Here is a 23283-nt window from a genome sequence, read left to right as displayed (position 1 = left end):
CGCGCCGGTCCGGAAACCCCTGCGGTGTCTGGTATGACCAGGACGAATTCATGTCCGGGCGGCCGCTGCGGGTCAATGACCGCAGAGCCGCAGCAGGCCCCGTTCGCAGGACTTTTTGAGGGATCTCCCGGGGAGCGTGTGTCCGCTGACGGTTAAACCGCAGTCAGCTCGGCCGGGGCGGGCGCTGGGCGGCTCGCCTGGGCGTAGAACCGCCGGCCGCGGACGCGCAAGTGCCGAGGTGGTGGGCGATTCGGCGTCGGACCTGTCGGTCACAGCCGCAAGGCCGAGCCGAGATGCACCACGCGGATTCCCCCGCGGCGGCCGTGGTCCGGCGCGGCGGGCCCGGCTTCCGGCTCAGGCGAGGCGGGCCTCCGAGAGGGCGCGGGCGAAGGCGTCGAGGCGCAACGGCGGGCCGTCCTCGGCCAGGATGCGCTGGATCGCGACGCCGACGAAGCAGCCGTCGATGACGAGCTTGAAGAACACCGTCACGGGCTTCGTGGCGAACTCCATGTCGAGCACCACCTGCATCGAGCGGCCCCAGTCGAGGCAGACGTCGGAGGCGTCGGCGTAGGTGAGCGTCGCGTGCTTGAAGAACGGCTCGGCCGAGGAGGCGACGAGGTCGGCGATGTTGCCGTGGCGCTCGCCCCGCACCCAGCCGATCAGCACGCTGCCGTCGAGCAGGCAGAACTCGGTGATGAAGTCGCGGATCGCCGTCGCGAAGACCTGCTCGGCCGCCGCGATCACGTCCCGGGAGTTCGCCCGGGCCTGCGCGAGATCGTGGTCGTGAGGGATCATCGTTGTCTCGCGAACAGGAAGAACAGGATCTGCGCGACTGCGCGATAGAATTCCGCCGGAATCATCTGGTCGACCTGGACAGCATCGTACAGCGATCTTGCGAGAGGCTTGTCCTCGATCACCGCGATGCCGTGCTGCTCGGCGATCTCGCGGATGCGCAGGGCGATGAGGTCCTGGCCCTTGGCGAGCACGATCGGCGCCGGTCCCTCGGAGGGCTCGTAGCGGAGCGCCACCGCGAAGTGGGTCGGGTTGGCGATGACGACGGTGGCGCGGCTGACCTGGCCGAGCATGCGCTTGCGGGTGCGGTCCTGGGCCAGCGAGCGCAGGCGCGCCTTGACGGTGGGATCGCCCTCGATCTGCTTGTGCTCGTCCTTGATCTCCTGGCGCGACATCCGCAGCGAGCGCTGCCAGCGCAGGCGCGCCCAGACGAGGTCGCCCGCCACGATCACGATGGTGGCGATGCTGATCGCCGAGACCAGGCGGATCGCGGTCGTGAGGATCAGTTCCGGGAGCTGGCTCGGGTCGACGAACATGGCACTCACGGCTTTGCCCTGCTCCGAGCGCAGGAGCAGGAGGACGACGAGACTGACCGACGAGACTTTAAGGACGGCTTTCAGGAACTCGATCTGGCCGGACCGGCCGAAGATCCGGCTCCAGCCCGAGGCCGGGGAGATCCGGTTCCACTTCGGGGCGATGCGGTCGGAGACGAGGCTCGGCACGTTCTGGGCGAGCGAGGCCACGAGTCCGAAGCCGGCGAGCACCAGCAGGATCGGGGTGAGGAAGCGCGCCAGGGCGAAGCCGGTCGCGTGCATCAGGGTCAGGGCGTCCTCCCCCGAGGCCAGCGCGAAGCCCCCCGGATGGTCGAGGAACGACGCGAGGTCGCGGGACAGGGCCGCCGCCTGCCCCCGGACCACCAGGCTGAGGCAGACCAGGAGGCCGAGGATCGAGGCGAAGACCGGCGCCTCGCGGGAGAACGGGACGTCGCCCTTCTCGATCGCGTCGCGTACCTTCCGCTCGGTGGCGGCCTCGGTCTTGCTCTCCTGGTCGGTCTCCTCAGACATGGGCCGGGCCGAACGGGGCCGGGCCGAACGGGGCCGGGCCGAACGGGGCCGGGCCGAACGGGGCCGGGCCGAACGGGGCCGGGCCGACGGGAGTCGGGCCGAAGGGGGCGGGACCGACGGGGGTCGCGCCGCAGGCGCCCGCCCGCCTCACGGCCCGGACCGGTTCAGCGGATGAGCGCTTCATCCTCGCCTCCCGGGTTGATCTCGATCTCGCCGCGGCCCGCCATCTCCATGGCGAGGTCGGTGATGCTGCGGCGCGCCTCCATCACGTCGCGCTGGGCGGCCGGCTCGCCGCCGTTGAGCTCGTGCTCGACCATGCGGCGCACGCGCGCCGAGAGGGCGCTGAGCACCACGGTGCGGAACTCCGCCTCGGTGCCCTTCAGCGCCAGCACCAGGCGGTCGTTGGGCACCGCGTCGAACAGGGTGGTGCGTGCGCGCGGCGCCAGCTTGACGATGTCGTCGAAGGTGAACAGCAGGCCCTTGAGGATCTCGACCGATTTCGGCCGCGCCTCGGCGAGGCTCGACAGCGCCTCGTCCATCTGCTGGCGGTCCATCTTGTTGATGATGTCGGCCATCTTGGCGTGGGTATCGGCGCCGGCATTGCGCGACCCGTTGATCATGAAGTCCTCGTGCAGGGTGCGCTCGACCGCCTGCATCACCTCGTCGACCACCGGCTTGAAGCTCAGCATCCGCCGCATCACGGTGTTGCGCAGGGGAAGCGGCAGGTGGCCCATCACCTTGGCGGCGATGGCGGGCTTGACCCGCGACAGGATCAGGGCGGCGGTCTGGGGGTGCTCCTTGACGAGGTAGCTCGCCAGCACGCTCTCCTGCACCGTGGCCATCCGCTCCCAGACCGAGCGGTTGGCGTTGCCCCGCACCTCGGCCAGGATGTCGGCGATCTGGTCGGCCGGCAGCAGGCCGGTGAGCAGCTTCTCGACCTCCTGCACCGTGCCGACGAGGCTCGATCCGCCGGCGAACTCCTCCGCGAAGGTCTCGACCACGGTGTCGAGCTGGTCGGGGGTCACCGCGCCGAGCCGCGAGGCCGAGTGGGTGATCCGCTTGATCTCGTCCGGCTCGAAATACTTCAGCAGGCGCCCCGCCGAGGGCTTGCCCATCGCCAGGAGCAGGGTCGCGACCTGGTCGACGGGCGCGAGCGACCGCGAGGCGCCGCGCAGGGCCGGAGGGGGCGCCGCCATGTTCACGCGGTCAGCCGTTCTGCGACGCGTCGGCCGGGCCGACCACCTCGGTCAGCGAGATGCCGAACCGGGAATTGTCCTCCTCGACGATGACGATCTCGCCCCGGGCGATCACCCGGCCGTTGACCATCACGTCGACGGGCTCGCCGACCCGGTGGTCGAGGGGCACGATGGCGCCGCGGCCGAGCTTCATCAGGTTGGCGACCGGCATGGTGGCCGAGCCCAGCACCACCTGCACCAGCACCGGGATGCGCAGGATCGAGTCGAGGTTGCCCCCGGCCGCCATCGGGGCACCGGTCTGCACGCCTTGGCTCGGGAAGGCCGGGCTCGTGCCGGCATCGGGAAAGGGGCTCGTGCTCATCGCGGGCTCGCGTGGAATCCTCTGAAGTCCCTGACAGGCTTAAGCGCCCAAGCTGATCCGAGGCTTGCGGGGCCCCGGTTCTACCGGCCGGCCTCGGCCTGAGCCGCGGCGCGCCGGCCCGCCTCGAGGGCCTCGAGGGTGGCCCGGGCCTCGTCGATCTTGGCGCCGAGGGCGGCCAGCACCTCGCGGCCCTCGCCGGTGAAGCCGCGCACGGCCTCGCCGGCGCTGGCGAGCGCGTGGCCGGAGGCCGCGAAGGCCCGCCCGTACTCGGCCTGGGCGCGGTCGAGGCGCTTGAGCTTCAGGTAGAGCGGCAGCACGCAGGCATTGGTGCCGACCAGGGCGGCGAGCAGCACTCCGTCAACCAGCGAGACCATGCTCCGCCTCCTCCTTGTCCTGGATCGCCTCGTCGATCCGCAGGACGTAGGCCCCCTGCGACTGCCCGGCATGGCACCAGAACAGCGGCTTGTCGTTGCCTTCGAGCTTGATCCGGGTCGCCGGCGTGGCGTCGAGGGCGATCACCTGGCCGACCTTCAGCCCGGCGATCTCGCCCAAGCTCAGGTGGCGCTCCTCCATCACGGCGCGCAGGTGCACCGTGGTCTTCTGCACCTCGGCGGCGATCTGGCTCGTCCAGCGCGGGTCGCGGCGGGCGGTCGATTCGCCCGTCAGCACCTTGGCGAGGCTCGGCCGCAGCGGGTTGAGCACCGTCTGCGGGATGATGATGAACATCTCGCCGCCGCGGTTGAGCGCCTGGAGCAGGAACTTGGCCTGGATCGCCTTGTTGCTGCGCCGGCCGATCACCGCGAACTCCATCCGGGTCTCGGTGCGCTCGAGGTGGAACGGCGTCTTCGAGACGAGGCCGAACGAGGATTCGAGCGCCCGGCCGACCTGCTCGAGGATCATCTGGGCGATGCGCAGCTCCATCGCCGAGAAGGTGCGCTCGTCGTCGACCGGCTGCTCCGAGCCGTCGCCGCCGAACAGCACCTCGACCATGGTGAAGATGAAGTCGCGGTCGAACCCGACCAGGATGTGGCCGTCCCAGGCCGGGGCCTGGAAGATGCCCACCACCGCGTTCGCATCGTAGGCGTCCAGGAACTCGCCGAAGCGCCCGCTCTCGACGCCGCTCAGGGAATAGAGGATCGACGAGGCGGCGAGGTGCTTGAGGCCGTCGCCGCAGGCGGTGGCCAGGCGGTCGAAGATGAGCTGCAGCATCGGCAGCCGGTCCAGGGACAGGCCGGCGGCCTCCTGGATGCGGGCGCGGATGTCGGCGGGGCTCGTGAGGATCGTCGGGTCCGGAGATCGGGTCATCGGTCGGGTGTCCCGGCGCTCGGGCCGCTTCGCGGATGGTGCATGGTCATGCCGCCTCGCGGTTCTGGGCGCCCGGCACCGTGGCGGCCTCGACCTCGTCGATGGTCGGGCGGTCGGCGGCGGCGATGCCCTTGCGGCCGTGCTCGATCGCGACCTGCGGCAGGGCGCCGTTCATGTAGGCGATGAGGCTCTGCTTCACGATGGTGTAGACCGAGCACTGCTTCTCGCGCACGCCCTTCACCTTGAGGGCCAGCGGCGCCAGCACGCCGTAGGAGGCGAACACCCCGAAGAAGGTGCCGACGAGGGCCGCGCCGATGAGGCCGCCGAGGATCTGCGGCGACTGGTCCAGCGCACCCATCGCCTTCACGATGCCGAGCACCGCCGCCACGATCCCGAGCGCCGGCAGCGCCTCCGCCACCGTGTTGATCGCCCCGTAGGGCTTGAGCGCGTACTTCTTGTGCGTGCCGATCTCCTCCTCCATCAGCGCCTCGATCTCGTGCGAGCGGGCGCCGCCGATCAGGATCAGCCGGCAATAGTCGCAGATGAACAGGACCAGGCCCTGGTCCTTGGTCACGTCCGGATAGTTCTTGAAGATCTCGGAATTCGCCGGGTCGTCGAAGTGCGTCTCGACCTCGTTGCGCGGCTTGGTCTTGATCTCGCGCAGGAGGGCGTGGATCAGGCCGAGCAGGGAGAGGAAGTCCTTGCGCTTGGGGCCCTTGCCGGTGAAGGCCTCCATGGTGGCCTTGCCGGAATCGACCACCGTCTTCATCGGGTTGGCGATCACGAAGGTGCCGGCCGCCATCCCGCCGATGATGACGAACTCCCAGGGCTGCCAGATCACGATCAGGTGGCCGCCCATGGCCACGAAGCCGCCGAGCATGCAGCCGATCGCGATGAGCAGGCCGACGACGATCCCCATGTCCCGCAAAGCTCCGTCTTGACGCGAGATCGCTCTAAGCCCGGTGGCTTGCGCGGGGCTTTTTCGCGCCCGGCGCCGGCAGCCGCCGGGGCATCGGCCGGCGAGGCATCCGGCCCGTCTCACCGGCGGCAGGGGCAGCCGGACAAGATCGCGACGCGTCGCCCTCACCTTCCACCGCTCTGCCCGAGCGTACAGGGTCAATACGAGCGTCGGGTTGGCGACCGGCCGGGAAACATGGTTGACGAAGCATAGATCTGTCGATGCAAACCTTATTCGTGATGCTCGGGCATGGCTGCGGGACATCAGTGCCGCCGGCCCGTTCCGCCGGTAGTGAGGTGGTTCCGGCCCAGTTGTGGATAGCGGGTATTACCGCTGACTTAATCGGTTGCTAACGGGCTCGCTCCAATAGTGAGCCTGTCGGCGGCCCCTCGGAAGGGCCGTTTCGAAGGCGCAACGGATGGGTTCCCCGAATCCAAGACATGATGTCGAGCCGTTGACCCCGGTGAGAATCCGGATGTGTTAAAGCGCAGTCAGTCAGATTTCAGGTCGACGACTTGAATTTGCTGTCCTGCACCGGTGCGAGCCCGGAACCTTGCACATTCTCGCCATACCAGAACACCGGAAGCATCAGCCGTGACCAGCCTTCTCACCAACACCGCCGCGATGACGGCGCTGACGACGCTCAAGAGCATCAGCCAGAGCCTCGACACGACCAGCAACCGCGTCTCCACCGGTCAGCGCGTCTCTGCCGCCTCGGACAACGCCGCCTACTGGTCGATTGCCACCACCGTGCGCACCGACAACGCCTCGCTGGGCGCCGTCAAGGACTCGCTCGGCCTCGGCTCCTCGGCGGTGGACACCGCCTATAACGGCGTCACCAGCGTCATCACCAACCTCCAGAACATGCGCACCAAGCTGCAGACCGCCCTGCAGCCGGGCGTCGACCGCTCCAAGGTCCAGACCGAGATCGCCGCCATCCAGAGCCAGATGAAGGCCGTGGCCGACTCCTCGGTGTCGAGCGGCCAGAACTGGCTGTCGGTCAACTCCTCCGATGCGACCGTCTACAAGGACACGCAGTCGGTCGTCGCCGGGTTCTCGCGCGACAAGACCGGGAGCATCAACTTCTCGACGGTGGACGTCTCGATCCTGGGCACGCGCCTCTACGACGCGAATTCCGGCGGCACCCAGGCGACCACCGCCAAGACGACGGCCAGCACGGCGCTCTCGGGCACGCTTAACTTCAGCACCACCGGCGTCGCGACCTTCACGCTGGCGGCGAACAGCGGCACCGCCGACACCATCACGCTCGACAAGACGAGCCTCGCCTCGGCGGTGGCGAACCTGGCCGCGGTCACGCAGCAGGAACTGGTGAACGCGATCAACAACCAGATCGCGGCCTCGGCGAACACCGCCGGCAAGATCCAGGCGAGCCTGGATGGCTCGAACCGCCTGGTCTTCGAGACGATCGGCGGCGCCGCCACCGGCACCGCCGCCAAGATCGACGTCGCGATGGATGCCGCCGCGACCGTCAACATCGGCTACGGCGCGGCGAGCGCGACCGCGACGGCGAGCGGCACCGCGGCGGCCGCGGGCGCCGGCGGCGGCATCCTCGACACCGGCGGCGCGAACGCCGTGGCGGCGATCAAGATCTACAACGCCGGCACCGGTGCGGTGAGCGACAACGTCCTGAAGGGGTACATCAACGCGGTCGAGGCGGCCATCGCCAAGGTGACCGACGTCGGCACCAGGCTGGGCGCCAGCAAGACGCAGATCGACGGCCAGAAGACCTTCGTCGAGACGCTGATGAAGGTCAACGACCGGACGATCGGCACGCTGGTGGACGCGGATATCGAGGAGGAGTCGACGAAGCTGAAGGCGCTGCAGACGCAGCAGCAGCTCGCCGTGCAGGCGCTCTCGATCGCCAACTCGGCGAGCCAGAACGTCCTCTCGCTCTTCCGCTAAGCCGGGGAAGGGCGGTCCCTTCGGGGACCGCCGACAGTCGAAGGAATGAAGGCCGCGCCCGGCATCGGGTGCGGCCTTCTTCGCTATGAGAGCCGCCTCGCGCGCGGCCGGTGGCCGCCGTGTCGTGCGGGCGTCCGTCAGGGCATAAAGAGCCCGTCTCAGATCCGGGCTCGCGAAGGCACGTAACCTTAATCGCCTGCTAAGTTTATTCCGCCAGTGTGGAGATGTCGGCAAGGGCGCTCCCGCGAGGAGTGCAGCACCGGCTAAAGCGTCCAGCGGCCGGGTCCCGTCCCGGAGACATGATGTCGGTCCGCTGTGCCGGTGAAAGTCCGGATGTCCAACGCGCAGGGCGACCCTTCTTCCCTAGGGTCAATGGTCCGCAACGGCCACCCTGCCCCGGTGCGAGCCCGGAAACGGACCTCCCTTCGACTCTCTCTCCCGGAAAGACAGACTCGTGACCAGCCTTCTGACCAACACCGCCGCGATGACGGCGCTGACGACGCTCAAGAGCATCAGCCAGAGCCTTGACACGACCAGCAACCGCGTCTCCACCGGTCAGCGCGTCTCTGCCGCCTCGGACAACGCCGCCTACTGGTCGATTGCCACCACCGTGCGCACCGACAACGCCTCGCTGGGCGCCGTCAAGGACTCGCTCGGCCTCGGCTCCTCGGCGGTGGACACCGCCTATAACGGCGTCACCAGCGTCATCACCAACCTCCAGAACATGCGCACCAAGCTGCAGACCGCCCTGCAGCCGGGCGTCGACCGCGCGAAGGTCCAGACCGAGATCGCCGCCATCCTGAACCAGATGAAGGCCGTGGCCGACTCCTCGGTGTCGAGCGGCCAGAACTGGCTGTCGGTCAACTCCTCCGATCCGGCCAACTACAAGGACACGCGGTCGGTCGTCGCCGGGTTCTCGCGCGACAAGACCGGGAGCATCAACTTCTCGACGGTGGACATCTCGGTCCTGGGCATCCGCCTCTACGACGCGAATTCCGGCGGCACCCAGGCGACCACCGCCAAGACGGTGGCCGGCACGGCGCTCTCGGGCACGCTTAACTTCAGCACCACCGGCGTCGCGACCTTCACGCTGGCGGCGAACAGCGGCACCGCCGACACCATCACGCTCGACAAGACGAGCCTCGCCTCGGCGGTGGCGAACCTGGCCGCGGTCACGCAGCAGGAACTGGTGAACGCGATCAACAACCAGATCGCGGCCTCGGCGAACACCGCCGGCAAGATCCAGGCGAGCCTGGATGGCTCGAACCGCCTGGTCTTCGAGACGATCGGCGGCGCCGCCACCGGCACCGCCGCCAAGATCGACGTCGCGATGGATGCCGCCGCGACCGTCAACATCGGCTACGGCGCGGCGAGCGCGACCGCGACGGCGAGCGGCACCGCGGCGGCCACGGGCGCCGGCGGCGGCATCCTCGACACCGGCGGCGCGAACGCCGTGACGGCGATCAAGATCTACGACGTCAGCACCGGTGCGGTGAGCGACAACGTCCTGAAGGGGTACATCAACGCGGTCGAGGCGGCCATCGCCAAGGTGACTGATTCCGGCACCAGGCTGGGCGCCAGCAAGACGCAGATCGACGGCCAGAAGAACTTCGTCGACACGCTGATGAAGGTCAACGACCGGACGATCGGCACGCTGGTGGACGCGGATATCGAGGAGGAGTCGACGAAGCTGAAGGCGCTGCAGACGCAGCAGCAGCTCGCCGTGCAGGCGCTCTCGATCGCCAACTCGGCGAGCCAGAACGTCCTCTCGCTCTTCCGCTAAGCCGGGGGAGGGCGGTCCGGACGGGCCGCCCATCACGCACGCGTGACACCGCCATCCGCGACCCGGCCGGTCGCGGGTGGCGCTGCCGTGTCGAACGAGGCGCCGTCGCCGGACGGGTGCATCACTCCCGCCGCAGCAGGCGGTCCACCAGCAGGTCCGACCACAGACCGGCGCGGAACTCGCGCTGGAGCGCCTCGGGGTCGTAGACGTGCTCGACCCAGTCGAGGAAGCTCAGGCCCTTCGGCTCGCCCTCGGCGAGGTAGCGCTCGAAGAACGCGTCGAGGATGCCGGTCTTGGCGAAGCGGAAATGGCCGAAGCGGGCCGAGAGCTGGCGCGACGCCTCGCGCACCGGCCGGCCCTCGTGCAGGATCAGGTAGAGGGCGGCGGCGAGGCCGGCCCGGTCGGCGCCGGACTTGCAGTGCAGCACCGCCGGATAGGCGAGGCCGGCGAAGAAATCCTTGGCGGCGAGCAGCGTCGCCTTGTCGGGCGCCTCGCGCGAGCGGACCACGAACTCGACGAGCGCCAGCCCCTCGCGCTCGCAGGCCTCGCGCTGGAGCTGCCAGGAGCCGTGCTCGCGCCCGCCGCGCAGGGAGATGATCGTGCGCACGCCCTGGCGCCGGAACCAGGCGAGGTCGTGCGGGGCCGGCTGGGCCGAGCGCCAGACCAGCCCGCGCCCGACCCGGTGGCGGTTGAGATAGGCGAGCCGGATCACCCCGTGGTCGACGAGCAGCATGTTGGCCCAGGCGCGCAGGCGCCCGGCCGTGCCGGCGATCGGCCGCTCCCAGCGGGCGATGCGGGCCATGCGGCGGGCGTAGCGGGTCTCGGGCGGAAGGAAGCGGTTGAGCACGCGGGGCAGGCGCCTGAAGGGTCGGGATTCGCGCGGAGGCGCAGCGCGCCGCTCTACCAGCCGCGTGACCCGTCCGCAACGATCCGTCCCGCGATGAGCCCGCAGGCAAGCCTGGCATTGCGCTTGCGACGGCTCCCCCGCATCGTGGGGAAGCGATCCGTCGGCTAACAATCGGGGGGCATGACCGTGAGCACGCAGGTCGTCAGCATTCGCAGGGCCCGGGAGCAGGATGCCGGGATGCTGTCGGAGATCTTCGACGCCGCCTGGCGCGAGGCCTATCAGGGGATCATCCCGGGCGTCGCCCTCGACCGGATGCTCGCCCGGCGGGGCCCGCGCTGGTGGCGTTCCACGGTGGCCCGCAACCGGCCGCTGGTGGTGCTGGAACTGGGGGAGACGGTCATCGGCTACGTCTCCTACGGCCGCTGCCGCGACCGGGCGCTCAAGGCCGAGGGCGAGATCGACGAGATCTATCTCGCGCCGACCTACCAGGGCCTCGGCTACGGCACCCGGCTGTTCCGGGCGGTGCGCAACGACCTCGCCGACCGGGACGTGCGCCGGGTCGCGGTCTGGTCGCTCGCCGAGAACGACCGGGCGCGGGACTTCTACGTGCGGATGGGCGGGCGCGTGGTCGCGGAGGCGCAGGACCGCATCGCCGGGGCGACTCTCGCCAAGGTCGCGTACCTGTTCGGCTGAGGGCGCGGGCCCCGGCGGGACGGCTCGGCGGCCCGGCTGCCGGGACACACCGCCGAGAGGCCTGCCCTGCCTCTCGTTTGATCGCCCGGGACGACAAAGCTGCTTAACCGCTACTCATCCGCAGCAATGGGCCGGGAAAGGGCGGATTTGGTCGCCGCGAGGGCGCAGGGGAACTTGTGCTCGACTGGCTCGGTCGCCGTTGCAGCACGGCGCTTGTGCGGGCGCCCGCGGCCCTCTAAGGACCGCGCCGTTCAGGGGCATTCACGCCCTTGCAGGGAGTGTTGCACATGCGCCTCGATGCCATCTCCATCGGCAAGAATCCGCCCGAGGACGTTAACGTCGTCATCGAGGTTCCTGTCGGCGGCGAGCCGATCAAGTACGAGATGGACAAGGAGGCCGGGACGCTGATCGTCGACCGGTTCCTCTACACGGCGATGCACTATCCGGGGAATTACGGCTTCATCCCCCACACCCTGTCGGGCGACGGCGATCCCTGCGACGTGCTGATCGCCAACACCCGGGCCATCGTCCCCGGCGCCGTGATGAGCGTCCGGCCGGTCGGCGTGCTGGTGATGGAGGACAATGCCGGCGAGGACGAGAAGATCATCGCGGTGCCGTCCCGCAACCTGACCAAGCGTTACGACCGGGTCGAGAACTACACCGACCTGCCCGACATCACGATCCACCAGATCCAGCACTTCTTCGAGCACTACAAGGATCTCGAGCCCGGCAAGTGGGTGAAGATCGTGCGCTGGGGCGACAAGGCCGAGGCGCAGCGCCTGATCGTCGAGGGCATCGAGCGGGCCAAGAAGTCGGCCTGAACGGCGCCGGGGGGCGGGGCGCCTTCGCCCGGACGTCCCTCCAGTGGCTCACGCTCGACCCTCCCCCTCCGCGGGGGAGGGTCGCCCGCGAAGCGGGCCGGGAGAGGGGAACCACGTTCCCGGAGAAGGCGCGACGATCGGTGACGGGCGCCATGCTCGAAACCGTCGCGCTGCCCCTGTCCCGCGCGGCCCATGAGTGCTTCGTACCCGCAGCCGGGCACCCTTCCCCGTCCCAAGTTGGGCTTGCCCGATTTGGGCAAGGAGATGCGGAACTCGGGCTTGCCCGAGATCCATGGGGGGGAGGATCGTCGATCAGGCCGTGCAGGTCAGCGACCCATCGCGCTTCAGACCGCTCGCGCTTCCGCCGCGACGCCCGCGGTGCGCGGCTTCTTCACGGCATCGTTGTAGGGCGCATTGTAGGCGCGGCGCACCGAGGCCCAATAAGCCTCGCGCTCGCGGGCCGAGAGGCGGCTGAGCGCGGCGTTGAGCGCTGCCTCGCCGGCGGCTTCCAGCCCGCGCAGCTGGTCCGGGGTGACATCGTGAACGGTGGTCATGGTGAAAGGGGTCCCGAGCCCGGTTGGGTTCGGGCGGCACCATGCCACAATCGCGGCGGTTTCGCACGTCTGCGCTCGTCGCGACGGGGCCTTGCCCACGGCCGTCCCCACTGCTCCGGCACCGGACCTCCGGGTCCGGCACGGACCTGCGGCGGTCAGCGCGTGCCGTTCACGCCGCCGGCGAGGGCCGGATTGCGGGCGGCGGCCCGGGCGGCGCTCGGCGGAAGGCCGTCGCCGTCCCGCGTCGCCGCTTGAGCGGGGAGGGGAGCGCCGGGCCTCGTGCCGTCGGTCCGGTCCTTTCCCCAGCCATAGCCGGCATTGACGCCGGCGTAGAAGCCGGTGAAGTCCTCGGCCGCCGCCGGGCTGGCGAGAGTGCCTGCCAGGGCGAGCCCGATCAGGGTGGCCCACATACGGAAAGGAGCGGTGGCCATGGGCCACCGCTCCGTCCAGACAGGTCGATCGTCCGTGCGCCGCTGCACCGAGGATCAGTCCACGCTGATGCTCTGCGCCTCGCGGCCCTTCATGCCCTCGACCACGCCCATGGTCACGGACTGGCCCTCGGCGAGGGACTCGAGGCCGGCCCGAGCGAGCGCCGAGCGGTGGATGAAGACGTCCTTGCCGCCATCCTTCACCGAGACGAAGCCGAAGCCCTTGGCGGGATCGTACCACTTCACGGTGCCGGTCATCTCGGTCGACGGGCCGGATGCGAAGCGGCCACCGCCGCCACCGCCGCCCGCACGGTCGCCGTAGCCACCGCCGCCGAAGCCGCCGCTGCGCGGGGGACGGGGATCGCGACGGACCGGAGCCTCGGCCGTGCTGGTGTCCACGCTGGTGATGTTGGTCACCTGCGGGCCCTTCTGGCCCTGCGCGGTCTGCACCGTCAGGCGGGTGCCCGGCATCAGGTCGGCATGGCCGGCCGCCTCGACGGCGCGGATGTGGAGGAAGGCGTCGCCCGAGCCATCGCCGAGTTCGACGAAGCCGAATCCCTTCTCCTTGTTGAACCACTTGACCGTCGCATCGCGCTCCGGCCCCGAGGGGGCAGCGTTGCGCGGCCCGCCGCGGTCGAAGCCACCGCCGCCGCCGCCGAAGCCGCCGCCGCCGTAACCACCACCACCGCCGCCGTAGCCGCCGCCACCGCCACCATAGCCACCGCCGTAGCTGCTGCCCTGCGGTGCCTGGTCAGGCCACCGCGGCTCGCCACCACCCTCGTCGAAGCCGCGACGGCGCGGCTCCCTGAAATCACGACCACGTCCCATTAGAAGCTCGCCAAAACGTAAAAACCGCCGACCACCCTTGTACCCCGGTGCGCTCCGTGCCTGACGGCCGACGCCTCGGGATCGTTCCATTCCCGGTTGCGGTGACCAAGATGACCGCCACACTCCTGACGCAACTCAGACCGTACCGCAAGGCGGATCTGCCCCGTGTGGCGATGACGAGGTTACTTTCTCACGTCACAGCGCGGATTGACAGCCCGATTCAGTATCTTTTCCCCGTGTCCTTCGCGCATCAGTGTGGCGTATGAGCACGGCCGGTTCCCCGGACGGACCTCCCCGGAGCAGCCCCGGACCCGGCCGGCACCGTGACGCGTTGGCCCTCCCGGCGGCGCCGGTCCCGCCCGAGTCCCGCCCGATCCACGCCATCCAACCGCCGAGGTCTCGATGCCGGCCCAGATTCCCCGTCCGTCGCGCCGCCACGCCGATCTCGGCCCCGACTTCTACGACGTCGTCGCACCCGCGCGCTTCCCGGCCTGCATCCTGCGCCACCGCAACCAGGCCTGGGCCGAGCGGGTCGGCCTCGGCGACCTGAGCGACGAGGCGTGGATCGCGCATTTCGGCCGCTTCGAACCGCTGCCCGGGAGCTTTCCGGAGCCGCTGGCCCTGCGCTACCACGGCCACCAGTTCCGCAGCTACAACCCGGATCTCGGCGACGGCCGCGGCTTCCTGTTCGCGCAGCTGCACGATCTCGCCGACGGTCGCCTGCTCGACCTCGGGACCAAGGGCAGCGGCCAGACGCCCTGGTCGCGCACCGCCGACGGCCGCCTGACGCTGAAGGGCGGGGTGCGCGAGGTGCTGGCCACCACGATGCTGGAGGCGCTCGGCGTCGAGACCTCGAAGTCGTTCAGCCTGATCGAGACCGGCGAGGCGCTGATCCGCGGCGACGAGCCGTCGCCCACCCGCTCCTCGGTGCTGGTCCGGCTCAGCCACTCGCATGTCCGCATCGGCACCTTCCAGCGCTTCCGGGCCCACGGCGATACCGCCAACCTGCTGCGTCTCCTCGACCACACCGTGCGGACCTACCGGCCCGAGGCGTGGCGCGACGACCCGGCCGACCGGGCGGCGGCCTTCCTCGCGGATGTCTGCCGGCGCGTCGCCCGCATGGGCGCGCAGTGGATGGCGGCGGGCTTCGTCCACGGGGTGCTCAACACCGACAACATCAACGTGACCGGCGAGAGCTTCGATTACGGGCCCTGGCGCTTCGCCCCGGTGAACGACCCGGCCTTCACCGCCGCCTATTTCGACGAGTACGGCCTCTACGCCTTCGGGCGCCAGCCGGAGGCCCTGGGGTGGAACCTCGCGCGGCTGGCCGAGTGCCTGCTGCCGCTCTCCGACGAGGCGCGGCTCGGCGCCGCGATGGACGTCTACGGCCCGGCCCTGCAGGAGGCGTTCGCGCGAGGAATCCTGCGCCGCCTCGGCCTCGCGGTGCCGCAGGACGAGGCCGCGATGCACGCCCTCGTCGGCGCGTTCTGGGCCTTCCTGCAGACGAGCCGCGCGCCCTTCGAGCAGGTCTTCTTCGACTGGTACGGCGGGCTGGCGAGCGAGGCGCGGGCCGCCCGCAGCCCGGCGGCCGTCCATTACGCCGGGGAGGGCTTCGCGCGGGTGCGCGCGGCGCTCGAGGCCCTCGCGCCCGCCCCGGCGGCGCGCCTCGACCACCCGTATTTCGCCAAGCCCGCGCCCTGCACGATGCTGATCGACGAGGTCGAGGCCCTGTGGGCGCCGATCGCCGCGCAGGACGACTGGTCGGCCTACCACGGCAAGCTAGCGGCGATCGCCGAGATGGCGGACGCCTACGGCACCCGGCCGGCGCCGCCCTGAGCGCGGGCCCCGGCCTCCGGACCTTCCCGCGGCTCGGCCCCGCGCGGCTCGCCCCCACGCAGGTCGACGCCGCGAAAGAGGTGCCGGCCGAGGGGATCCATGCGGTAGCCCGTCACCTCGCGGCGCGCCGCCACGAACACCGCCGAGTGGGCGATCGGCACCCAGGGCAGCTCGCGCCGGAAGATTCCTTGCGCCTGCCGGTAGAGCTCCGCGCGGGCGGCCTGGTCGGGCAGGCGCCGGGCCCGCGTCACCAGGTCGTCGAAGGCCGGGTCGCACCAGCGGGCGATGTTGCTGCCGCCGGCCCGGGCCGGCACGCAGGACAGCAGGACGCCGAGGAAATTGTCCGGGTCGCCGTTGTCGGCGGTCCAACCGAACAGCGCCATCGCCGGCACGCCGGCCAGCATCTTGGCCCGGTAGGCGCCCCATTCGTCGGTCATCAGCCGCAGCCGGATGCCGATGCGGGCGAGGTCCGCCTGGATCATGTCGGCGACGCGCCGGCCGTTGGGATTGTAGGCCCGGCTCACCGGCGGGTACCACAGCTCGGCCTCGAAGCCGGACGGGAAGCCCGCCTCGGCGAGCAGCCTCTGCGCCCCAGGCCGGTCGAGGGGCGGGTCCTGGAGCGTCGGGTCGTGCCCCCACAGGTTCGGCGGCAGGGGAGAGCGGGCCGCCGTCCCGCCCGGCCCGTAGATGCCCGAGACGATCGCCGCCTTGTCGATCGCCATCGCGACGGCGCGGCGCACCCGCAGGTCGTCGAAGGGCGGCTTCGTGACGTTGAGGGCGAGGTAGCCGATGTTCAGCTCCTCCTCCCGCATCAGCGCCAGCGCGGGGTCGGCCCGGATCGCGTCGAGGTCCTGCGGATTGGGGAACGGCATCAGGTGGCACTCGCCCGCCCGGAGCTTGGCGAGCCTGACCGCCGCGTTGGGGGTGATCGAGAAGACCAGGCCGTCGACCGGCTGGCGCCCGCCCCAGTAATCCGGGAAGGCGCGGTAGCGCAGGGCGACGTCGGGCTGGAAGGCGACGAAGCTGAACGGCCCGGTGCCGATCGGCTCCCGATCGAGGCGTTCCGGCTCGCCGGCCGCCGTCAGGATCGCGGCGTACTCCGCCGACTGGATCGCCCCCAGCGCCATCGCGATGTTGGGCAGGAAGGTGGCGTCGGCCTCGCGCAGGCGGATCCGGACCCGGCGGGGATCCAGCGCCTCCACCGCCTCGATCAGATCCGGCAGGCCGAGATCGCGGAAATACGCGTACTGGCCGCCGGAGACGCGGTGATAGGGGTGGTCCGCCCGCCATTGCCGCCCGATCGAGAAGACCACGTCCTCGGCGGCGAGCGGCCGGGTCGGCCGGAACCGGGCGTTGCGGTGGAACGGGACGCCCGCCCGCAGGGTGAAGGTGTAGTCGCGTCCGTCCGGCGAGATCGTCCAGGATTCGGCGAGGCTCGGGCGGATCGTGGTGGTGCCGGGCTCGAAGGCCACCAGGGTGTCGAAGACCGGCCAGGCCGCGTCCATGCCGGTCGTGGTGGTGACGAGCTGCGGGTTGAGCGATTCGGGATTGCCCTCGGAGCAGAACACCAGGGTCCTGCCGACGGCCGGCGCGGCGAGGAGGATCGCGGCGCCGAGAGCCGCCAGCAGCGCGGCCCCGATCCTGCGCGGGTCCGCCGCGCTCCTGCGCGGGTCCGCCGCACCGAGCAGGCTCGCGAGCCGCAGGCCTGTTGTCCGGCGCCCGGATCCGAATCGTGGTTCTGTCGCGGGCATCGCGCGGCCGTCCCTCCCTCACCCCCGACCGTGCAGGCCTGCCGCGGCACAGTCGCCCCGGCAGCCCCGTCACGCTCGCGGCCAGTACATACCGAAAGGACGAAATCCCCAAGCGGCGATGACGATGCGGTGATGGCGCGGCGTCCCTGTGCCTATTGGGCGGCCACGCCGAACGGCGCCGCGGCCGCGCGGGCGGGGGGCGCCGCCGGGGCGAGCCTGGCCGGGAACTCGACCCGGACCGCCGTCCCCCGGCCTTCGCGGCTCTCCACCGTGATCCGCCCCTGGAGCTGGCCGGTGACGAGGTTGTAGACGATGTGCATGCCCAGCCCCGAGCTGCCGCGGTGGCGGGCGGTGGTGAAGAACGGGTCGAAGATCCGTTCCCGGTCCGCCGCCGCGATGCCGCGCCCGTCGTCGCGCACCTCGAGGCGCACGAAGGCCCCCTCGTGCACGCCCTCTTGCGTCGCGCCGCGCGCGACCGCGACCGTGATGTGCCCGGAAGACCCCTCCGGGAAGGCATGCACCACCGCGTTCTTGACCAGGTTGGTGATGACCTGGGCCAGCGCCCCCGGATGGGTGTCGACCTCGAATTCCTCCTCCGCCTCGAGGTCGAGGCGGTGCCCGCCCCGGCGCAGGAGCGGCCCGAGGCTGCGCAGCAGCTCGCCCAGCCACTCGCGCAGCGGGAAGCGGCGGTGCTCGTCGCTGACCCGGTCGACCGCGACCTGCTTGAAGCTGTGGACGAGGTCCGCCGCCCGGGCGAGGTTGGCGGTGAGCAGGTGCGAGCCCTCCTGCATCCGGTCGACGAAGTGGGCCAGGCGCGAGCGCGAGAGCTGGCCGGTCTTCGCCACCTCGCCGAAGTCGCGCGCCTCGTCCCGCACCAGGGTCGCGGTGGTGAGCGCGATGCCGAGCGGCGTGTTGATCTCGTGCGCCACCCCGGCGACGAGCTGGCCGAGCGAGGCGAGCTTCTCGGCCTGGATCAGGTCCGACTGGGTCTGGCGCAGGGCCGCGAGGGTGCGGTCGGCCTCCTCCTTGGCCCGCCGCAGGGCGCGCTCGCGCCGGCCGATCTCCTCCACGAACATCGCGGTGGCCCGGGCCATGTCGCCGAGCTCGTCGCGCCGGCGCCCGACCTCGGCCCCGACATCCCGTCGGCCCGGATCGGCGGCGAGCGCCAGCATGCTGCGCTGGAGCTGGCGCAGGGGCCCGGTGATCGAGCGCGCCACCGCGAGGGCCACGCCTGAGCCGAGCACCAGGCCGGCGCCGGCCCCGACGAGCAGCAGGCGGAGCAGGAAGGTGCCGAAGCGGTCGGCGTCGTCGATGAAGATCTCGTTGAGGCTGCGGGCGGTCTCGCCGATGACCGCGGCGAGGCCGTCCATCGCCGCGATGCCCTCGTTCTGCCGGCGCAGGCCCTCGACGGTGGTGCCGAGGCGCTCGCGCCAGCCGTCGATCGCCTCGATCATCTCGCCCTGGATCAGCGGCGAGATCGGCAGGGCGGCGGCGGTCTCGGACAGGGTGCGGCCGTCCTCCAGCATCGCGGCCGCCGCCGGGACGTCGCGTCGGCGCAGGGCCTCGGCGGTGCGCTGTCCGAGCTTGAGCGTCTCGAGCGCGATGTTCTGGGTCGCCTGCTCGGTCTCGTTGGACTGCACCGCGTAGGAGAGGAGCTGGGTGACCTCGTCGTGCAGCGCCCGCTGGGCCGAGCCGTCGATCTTCAGCACCCGCTCGCACCACTCGTCGAGGACGTTGACCGGCGAGGGGAGGGAGGAGGCGGCGCCCTCGCTGGTGACGAGGCGCGGCTCCTCGGCCCCGCGCCAGGCCTCGTAGGCGGCGGTCAGGATCAGCAGCTCCTCGGCCTCCCGCTCGCGCCGGTCCCCCTTGAGCGCCGCCGCGAGGTCGCGGGCTGCGTTGCGCACCTGGACCATCGCGCTCTGCAGCGTCGCGGAGGCGTGGCCGGCCCCGCGCAGGGCCGCGATCTCGGTCTGCGCCACCAGGGCGCGCAGCTCGTTGACCGCCCCGACCACGTCGCGGACCTGCCGCAGGGTGCCGGCCTTGTCCGTGAGGGAGACGACGAGGTCGGTGTTGGCGGCCCGCTGCCGGTCCCGGGCCTGATCGGCCAGCCGCACCAGGGCATCGGCCCGGGCGGCCATCTCGGCGATCAGCCCGTCATTGTCCCGGGTGATCCGCACCAGGGCCTGCATCTGGTCGATCGAATCCTTCAGGGCGGCGCGGGCCGCCTCGATGCGGGCGGCCTGGTCCGGGGTGCGGGCGAAGCGGCGCAACTCGTCGAGGGAGGCGGCGGATTCCGCCGTCAGGCGGGCGAAGCGCTCGGCGTGGTCGGTGCGCTCGGCGGGCCGGGCCGCCAGGAACTCGTCGCGCACCGTCGTCGACAGGGTGAGGGTGCGGTAGATCGCGCCCGCCAGCACCGCGCCGGCGCGGGCCCGCTCGGCCTGGGCGAGCAGGAGCCATCCCGCGAGCGCGATCAGCGCCGCGATGGCGATCGGCAGACCGCCGACCAGGATGATCTTGTGGCCGACCCGCATCGTGGCCCCGTTCCGCCGCGGGTGAGGACTATGCATTATTTCTCAGGGACCGCCACAGCCGGGCCTCCGGCGCCGTCCCGGCATCGGCCGCCGGCGGGACGCGGGGCGCCGCGGCTGCGCTCGCCGGCGGAGGGCTGGCCGGATCGCGGGGCCGGGCGGCGCCCCGCCTTGCCGTCGCGCGGCGTGCGCGTCCGGGTCGGGCTCGTCGCCGCCGGGAGGATCCCCGTCACGGTCGGGCGCGCCGGGTCCCGGATCGAGGCGTCGCGGGACGGGGCCGGGCGCACGGTGCCCGAGGCCGGGGACGGCGAGGCCAGGAGTGCGCGCAGCGCCTCCCGCTCCTCGGGATCGCCGTCCAGGAACGCGTCCAGGAGATCGGCGCTGAAATGCGGCATGACGGTCTCGTCGCATCGGCCGCGGCGTCAGCCGACCGAGACCCGGCCCGGAACCCGGACCGGCGCGGCCGGGCGCTGCTCCTCGATCACCCGCACCGGCCGGCGCGGCTCGCCGTCCCGCGGCGCGGTCCCGGGCCGCAGGCAGGATTCCGGCAGGTAGGGCCAGGTCGCGCCGGTGCAGGCGGAGCCGGCGGTGGGCGCCGTCACCGGCAGTGCCGCGGGCGTCGCCTCGACGGCGCGCTGGGCCGGGGTCTTCGCCACCTCGATGATGCCGACCGTCAGCATCGCGCTCATCAGGATCACCCGCGCCACAACCATGACTGCCTCCTCGCCGCCCGTGTCCCCGGGCTCCCTTGTGGCGGGCGGTATAGGCACGGTGCATGTCCGGGATTTTGCGTCGCGCGGGTGATTTCGCCGGTCCGGGGCCGCCCCGTATTGCGTCCGGCGGGCCGGACGCAACATTCGCGGTACGGCCGACGACGAAAAATCCCCCTCTCCTGGCGGAAGAGGGGGACGAAACCGTCGAGACACGTCGGCCCCGGGCGGGGCGCGGGCGGTTCACTCCGCCGGATGCTGCGCGGCGGTGAAGTGGCCGCACCAGTCCTGGCCGGCGACGACCGGCCACAGGCCGTGGCCCTGCGGCTCGGGCTGGCTCACCGGTGGGTTGAAGCGGCACAGGCCCTCGTCGCCCTGGGCGGCGGCGCCGTTGAGCGCGCGGTCGTCGAAGTAGCGGCAGCTGCTGCAGGCCGCGCCCGAATTGGTCGCCATCACGTCTCTCCCGTCCGCCGGACCACCGTCCGGCGCTCGCAGTTGCTAATTAGAACAACTAAAAACTATCGGCAAGGTCCCTGCCGGGGGAGGGCATGGGACTCGACGTCTCCCGGGGGGCGACCGGCCCGCGCTCGGGCCGGCCGCGCAGGGCTTCAATCCAGCCCGAAGGTCCGGCCCGGAAAGCCGGCGGCGTCGAAGTAGCGTTGCCCGCCGGCCTCCTGGTAGCGCAGCACGGTCGCGAGCCCGGTGCCGTGCGGCGCGGAGCGCAGGGTGCCGGCGCGGATCTCCGGCACCGCACCGTTCGTCAGGGCCTCCGTCATCGTGCGTCCGAGCAGGCGGCCCTTGGCGCGGATCTCAAGGCGCAGGAGCGCCGCCAGGGTCCGGCCGACATCGGCGTTGCTCACCGGGGCCGGATCGACGAAGCCGGCTTTGAAGTCGGGGCCGATCGCCGCCATGAAGTTGTGGGTGTCGGCGCGGCTGAAGGTGCCGTGCATGCCCTGGCCCTGCTGCAGCACCGTGTCGGCGACCTCGGCCACGCAGGTCACCGGCACGTCGCAGCCGGTGGTGAACGAGCGGAAGTTGACGACGATCGCCGGGGTCGGGGTGCGCGCGTCGCCCTTCAGGTGGATCGACGAGAGCGGCAGCGTGCCGGGGACCGGGCCATAGGCGTCATCGACGAACAGGCCGCTGACATAGTCCTGGGCCATCAGGGCGTCGACGATCCGGCGCAGGAGCGCGGCGTTGCCGGCGAGGTCCTTCTTGGGCAGGTAGACGAGGTCCGAGCCGCCGTTCACCGCCACCGCCACGTCGGGATCGGCAGGGTCGCGGCCGATCAGGGCGCTCGCCGTGCGCGGGCGGGCATTCGCCGGCACCGGGGCGCGCTCGCCGAAGGGCTCGAAGATCGGCAGGTCGAGGGCGCGGGCAAGGTCGAGGGCGAGGAAGCCCGGCGGCAGCAGCCCCGCCGGGACGTCCGGCAGGCTCAGGCGCGCGGCGGGGCTCGTCGCGCTCTCCTTGGTGATGGTGGAGAAGCCGTGGTCGGCCGCCACCACGATGTTGGTGGTCGCCGCCAGCCCGAGGGCGTCGAGCGCCCGGCGCAGGGCCGCGAGGTTGTCGTCGGCGTTGCGCATGCCGGCCCGCGAGGTCGGCCCGTTGATCCCCGGCACCAGGCGGCCGAGGCTGTCGCCCTCGTTGTGCTGCACCCCGTCCGGGTCGCGCGACCAGTAGACCAGGATGAACGGCCGGTCGCGCTCGCGGAACAGTGGCAGGACCACCTTGGTGGCGACGTCGGCGAAGTAGGCCTGCTGATCGACGTTGGCCGCGAGCGTGCCCGGCACGGTCGAGGAGCCGGCCTTGCCGTTCTCGCCGCGCCCGGGGGCGGCCAGCGGCAGCCCGACGGCCTCGAGCCGGCGGCGCATCTCGGGGCTGAGCGGGATGCCGACGTTGGAGCCGGTCTGGTCGTCGACCACGATGGTCGGGTCGCCGGTGCGGTTGGTGTGGTCGAAGTTGAGCACCGGCCCGACCTTGCCGATCGCCGCCGTGGAGTAGCCGGCCCTGGCGGCGGCGCGCAGCACCGTCTCCTCGTTGAGCCAGTCGCCGTCGAAGGCGGCATCCATGTCCCCGAGCACCGCGTCGTGCTCGACGAAGGGCGTCACCGTCCGGTCCTGCGCGGCGATCGGCGTGCCGGTATAGATCGTGTTCGAGAAGTCGCCGTGGTCGCCGTGATGATGGCCCGTCGCCATCGCGGCCCCGTTGGCGGTGGTGAAGGTCGGGAACAGCGAGTGGCTGTTGGCGAAGTCCACCCCGGCCTGGCGCAGGGCCGCCATCGCGGGGGTGAGTTCCGCGGACACCATCCGGGACCGCATCCCGTCGGGGACGAACAGCACCACGTTGTGCGGCCGGCCCGGGGCGGGCGGCCGGGCGTCCTGAGCCGTCGCGGTCTCGAGCGAGGCGGCGAGGCTCGCCGCGAGAAGGCCGGCGGCGAGGCCGCCCGAAATCGTGCGCATGGTCTGACTCCCTCGGTCGACGCCGCCCGGCGATTCGCGGCGCGCCGATGGAAGCGGAAAGCCTGCCGGCTCGCCAGAGCCGGCCAGCGGTGGAGCACCGCGGGGCCGGCGGCCGCCGGCGTGGTCCTATGCTCAGGGTCATCTCAAAGATCAGTATGAGAAAAACATCAATCGATATGTGGGAAATATAATCAATATTATCATTTAAGTGCTTTATCTACTGTATAAACATCGCGCTAACAATGATTTGACTCCAAAATATCTCTGCATTATGTCTGAAATTTTGTTAAGTTAGTGCTTCAATAAAACCGATGTTATTTTTTGTTAGATCAATCAAGAGATGCAAATAAAATGTTAGTTCAAGAGAAATAACAGGCCGATGTCGCAGTTCAAAATGTGGTGATTCTGCCACATTGTCCCGTCAAGGTCGTCAGGGACAGTTGTTA

General features: G+C 70.9%; 23 protein-coding genes. 5 read left to right on the top strand and 18 right to left on the bottom strand.

Annotation, left to right across the window (positions count from 1 at the left end; all coding sequences use genetic code 11):
- Positions 1-354 precede the first annotated feature (354 nt).
- The 8 genes from EU555_RS07870 to motA all read right to left on the bottom strand — a co-directional run bounded on the left by EU555_RS07870 (position 355) and on the right by motA (position 5637).
- On the bottom strand, positions 355-795 hold the full coding sequence (locus EU555_RS07870; RefSeq protein WP_135414119.1) for a hypothetical protein: 441 nt from the start codon (positions 793-795) through the stop codon (positions 355-357).
- A complete protein-coding gene (gene flhB, locus EU555_RS07865) occupies positions 792-1856 on the bottom strand; it encodes a flagellar biosynthesis protein FlhB (RefSeq protein ID WP_135414118.1) in 1065 nt (354 codons plus the stop codon). Before flhB ends, EU555_RS07870 begins: the two co-directional genes overlap by 4 nt.
- The gene (locus EU555_RS36070; RefSeq protein ID WP_167858488.1) at positions 1849-2040 is read right to left on the bottom strand and encodes a hypothetical protein; all 192 of its coding nucleotides are present in this window, start codon (positions 2038-2040) and stop codon (positions 1849-1851) included. The genes flhB and EU555_RS36070 overlap by 8 nt, the downstream gene beginning before the upstream one ends.
- Complete coding sequence (locus EU555_RS07855; RefSeq protein WP_135414117.1) at positions 2021-3052, bottom strand: flagellar motor switch protein FliG; 1032 nt, start codon at positions 3050-3052, stop codon at positions 2021-2023. The genes EU555_RS36070 and EU555_RS07855 overlap by 20 nt, the downstream gene beginning before the upstream one ends.
- A gap of 10 nt (positions 3053-3062) precedes the next feature.
- Entirely contained in the window at positions 3063-3413 is a 351-nt protein-coding gene (fliN, locus tag EU555_RS07850) for a flagellar motor switch protein FliN (RefSeq protein WP_135414116.1), read from the bottom strand.
- Positions 3414-3493: 80 nt separating this feature from the next.
- The gene (locus EU555_RS07845; protein WP_135414115.1) at positions 3494-3787 is read right to left on the bottom strand and encodes a hypothetical protein; all 294 of its coding nucleotides are present in this window, start codon (positions 3785-3787) and stop codon (positions 3494-3496) included.
- Complete coding sequence (locus EU555_RS07840; protein WP_135414114.1) at positions 3771-4718, bottom strand: flagellar motor switch protein FliM; 948 nt, start codon at positions 4716-4718, stop codon at positions 3771-3773. Before EU555_RS07840 ends, EU555_RS07845 begins: the two co-directional genes overlap by 17 nt.
- Before the next feature lie 46 nt (positions 4719-4764).
- Positions 4765-5637, bottom strand: coding sequence for a flagellar motor stator protein MotA (motA, locus tag EU555_RS07835; RefSeq protein ID WP_135414113.1), 873 nt, complete (start codon positions 5635-5637; stop codon positions 4765-4767).
- 633 nt (positions 5638-6270) lie between these two features.
- Between motA and EU555_RS07830 the strand changes: the two genes are divergently transcribed.
- Positions 6271-7599 (top strand): flagellin N-terminal helical domain-containing protein, encoded by a 1329-nt coding sequence (locus tag EU555_RS07830; RefSeq protein ID WP_135414112.1) that lies wholly within the window; start codon positions 6271-6273, stop codon positions 7597-7599.
- 454 nt (positions 7600-8053) lie between these two features.
- Positions 8054-9382, top strand: a complete 1329-nt coding sequence (locus tag EU555_RS07825; protein WP_135414111.1) for a flagellin N-terminal helical domain-containing protein — start codon at positions 8054-8056, stop codon at positions 9380-9382.
- Between the two features lie 121 nt (positions 9383-9503).
- Here EU555_RS07825 and EU555_RS07820 read toward each other — a convergent pair whose 3' ends face one another.
- On the bottom strand, positions 9504-10229 hold the full coding sequence (locus tag EU555_RS07820) for a fused DSP-PTPase phosphatase/NAD kinase-like protein (protein ID WP_135414110.1): 726 nt from the start codon (positions 10227-10229) through the stop codon (positions 9504-9506).
- A gap of 186 nt (positions 10230-10415) precedes the next feature.
- Between EU555_RS07820 and EU555_RS07815 the strand changes: the two genes are divergently transcribed.
- Together EU555_RS07815 and ppa are read left to right on the top strand one after the other, a co-directional pair.
- Positions 10416-10922 (top strand): GNAT family N-acetyltransferase, encoded by a 507-nt coding sequence (locus EU555_RS07815; protein ID WP_135414303.1) that lies wholly within the window; start codon positions 10416-10418, stop codon positions 10920-10922.
- Between the two features lie 287 nt (positions 10923-11209).
- Positions 11210-11743 (top strand): inorganic diphosphatase, encoded by a 534-nt coding sequence (gene ppa / locus EU555_RS07810; RefSeq protein WP_135414109.1) that lies wholly within the window; start codon positions 11210-11212, stop codon positions 11741-11743.
- A 344-nt stretch (positions 11744-12087) separates the two neighbouring features.
- Here ppa and EU555_RS07805 read toward each other — a convergent pair whose 3' ends face one another.
- From EU555_RS07805 to EU555_RS37470, 3 genes are all read right to left on the bottom strand, one after another.
- Positions 12088-12297, bottom strand: coding sequence for a hypothetical protein (locus tag EU555_RS07805; protein ID WP_135414108.1), 210 nt, complete (start codon positions 12295-12297; stop codon positions 12088-12090).
- A gap of 155 nt (positions 12298-12452) precedes the next feature.
- On the bottom strand, positions 12453-12728 hold the full coding sequence (locus tag EU555_RS07800; protein ID WP_425375091.1) for a hypothetical protein: 276 nt from the start codon (positions 12726-12728) through the stop codon (positions 12453-12455).
- Between the two features lie 54 nt (positions 12729-12782).
- Complete coding sequence (locus tag EU555_RS37470) at positions 12783-13553, bottom strand: cold-shock protein (RefSeq protein WP_135414107.1); 771 nt, start codon at positions 13551-13553, stop codon at positions 12783-12785.
- A 402-nt stretch (positions 13554-13955) separates the two neighbouring features.
- Between EU555_RS37470 and EU555_RS07790 the strand changes: the two genes are divergently transcribed.
- Entirely contained in the window at positions 13956-15389 is a 1434-nt protein-coding gene (locus tag EU555_RS07790) for a protein adenylyltransferase SelO (RefSeq protein ID WP_135414106.1), read from the top strand.
- On the opposite strand, the gene EU555_RS07785 is transcribed toward EU555_RS07790, so the two are convergent.
- The 6 genes from EU555_RS07785 to EU555_RS07760 form a co-directional block, all read right to left on the bottom strand.
- Complete coding sequence (locus EU555_RS07785) at positions 15362-17140, bottom strand: ABC transporter substrate-binding protein (RefSeq protein WP_135414105.1); 1779 nt, start codon at positions 17138-17140, stop codon at positions 15362-15364. The two genes, EU555_RS07790 and EU555_RS07785, sit on opposite strands and share 28 nt — an antisense overlap.
- A gap of 152 nt (positions 17141-17292) precedes the next feature.
- The gene (locus EU555_RS07780) at positions 17293-19671 is read right to left on the bottom strand and encodes a sensor histidine kinase (protein WP_135414104.1); all 2379 of its coding nucleotides are present in this window, start codon (positions 19669-19671) and stop codon (positions 17293-17295) included.
- A gap of 35 nt (positions 19672-19706) precedes the next feature.
- Positions 19707-20063: a hypothetical protein gene (locus EU555_RS07775; RefSeq protein WP_135414103.1), complete on the bottom strand. Its 357-nt coding sequence runs from the start codon at positions 20061-20063 to the stop codon at positions 19707-19709.
- A 27-nt stretch (positions 20064-20090) separates the two neighbouring features.
- Complete coding sequence (locus EU555_RS07770) at positions 20091-20381, bottom strand: hypothetical protein (protein ID WP_205820831.1); 291 nt, start codon at positions 20379-20381, stop codon at positions 20091-20093.
- Between the two features lie 240 nt (positions 20382-20621).
- A complete protein-coding gene (locus EU555_RS07765; RefSeq protein WP_135414102.1) occupies positions 20622-20831 on the bottom strand; it encodes a hypothetical protein in 210 nt (69 codons plus the stop codon).
- A 155-nt stretch (positions 20832-20986) separates the two neighbouring features.
- A complete protein-coding gene (locus EU555_RS07760) occupies positions 20987-22837 on the bottom strand; it encodes an alkaline phosphatase family protein (RefSeq protein WP_135414101.1) in 1851 nt (616 codons plus the stop codon).
- Positions 22838-23283: the final 446 nt, after the last annotated feature.

This window comes from Methylobacterium nonmethylotrophicum, from assembly GCF_004745635.1.
GTDB lineage: Bacteria > Pseudomonadota > Alphaproteobacteria > Rhizobiales > Beijerinckiaceae > Methylobacterium > Methylobacterium nonmethylotrophicum.
Note: the sequence above shows the minus strand (reverse complement) of the source record. Positions and strands in the feature narration are given on the sequence as shown.